This is a genomic window from Tepidimonas sp. (assembly GCF_046292505.1).
Taxonomy (GTDB): Bacteria; Pseudomonadota; Gammaproteobacteria; order Burkholderiales; family Burkholderiaceae_C; genus Tepidimonas.
In genome coordinates this window covers 1-1,017 of record NZ_JBKBQX010000125.1, presented here as the reverse complement: position 1 = coordinate 1,017, position 1,017 = coordinate 1, and the positions used below count along the sequence as shown (strand labels likewise).

The window sequence follows — 1,017 nt, the reverse complement described above, 5'->3', positions numbered from 1 at the left end:
CGAGGATGCCGTTGTCCAGTGCATAGACGGCGTGGAAGTCTCCGGACTGGCCATCACTGGTGCCGGCACCTTCCCAGCCCCAGGCGAGGGTCTCCTGCAGACGACCGGCCCCCGGCTCCTGGTAGTTGCGCACGCCCACCGCCGGTTCGCGCAGGCTGGGGTCTTCGAGTTCGGTGACGGTGCGGGTGGTGAAGCGCACGCCGACGGCCACACGCCCATCCGTGGGAACGGTGAATGTGGCGGCAGGCACCTCGCGCACCGCACCACGCAGATAGACGCGGCCGGCTTCCAGCGTGACCAGGCCCGTGTCGGCATCGATCTGCAGATTGGCGCCGCTGACGATATCGCCGTCCTTGAGCAGCGCATCGGCCACGCCCTGCAGGCGGTGGATCAGGGTGCTCTGGATCTCGTTGAGTTCTCGGGACTGCAGGCCATCGCCGGCGCGGAACAAGAGCTGGGTGTAGTGCTTGGCCGGGTCGAACAGGTTGTAGTAACGCTCAAGCATGGGTGGCCTCGCGATTTAGAAAGTGACAACGAACTCGAAGGTCTCGCGCGTGCTGGGCTGGCGCACGATGGGCACCGAGTTCTGCAGCACGAGGAGGATGCCGGGCTCAACGACTTGGCTCGGCACGAAGAATTTCTGCCCAACGGGCAATTGAGGATCGGTCTGGGTGCCGACAAAGAGGCCTTGCTCGCGCACCACGCTGGTCGCGGCGTCCTCGAAGTCGAAGCGCACCCGGATGAAAAGGTGGTTCGTGGGCTCGGTGACCAGCCGGTAGCGTCCAGTCGGCACCACGATCTCGCCTTCGGGGTCGGCGGTGACGAAATGCACCTCATCGACGACGCGCCGGCCGACTTCGCGCAACAGCGCCGTCTGGCCGATGGATTCGGGCGGATGGGGCGTTTGCCGAGAGTCGCATCCGAAAAGAGACTATCGCGGCCGAGGACATCCTCCACGATATGGGGGCGCTCTCGATCATCGCATCCGATTCACAGGCGATGGGTCGGGTTGGTGAA

The 1,017-nt window shown here is 65.0% G+C and carries 2 protein-coding genes and 1 pseudogene; 1 reads left to right on the top strand and 2 read right to left on the bottom strand.

Features of this window, described 5'->3' with window-relative positions:
• Positions 1-505 (bottom strand): DUF4815 domain-containing protein (locus ACK4TH_RS12185; RefSeq protein WP_409626829.1); only part of this gene is annotated, 505 nt, incomplete at its 3' end.
• A 15-nt stretch (positions 506-520) separates the two neighbouring features.
• Entirely contained in the window at positions 521-865 is a 345-nt protein-coding gene (locus ACK4TH_RS12180) for a hypothetical protein (protein WP_409626827.1), read from the bottom strand.
• A gap of 20 nt (positions 866-885) precedes the next feature.
• On the opposite strand from ACK4TH_RS12180, the pseudogene ACK4TH_RS12175 reads away from it, so the two are divergent.
• Positions 886-1,017 (top strand): annotated as a pseudogene (locus ACK4TH_RS12175) (amidohydrolase family protein); the annotation flags it as partial.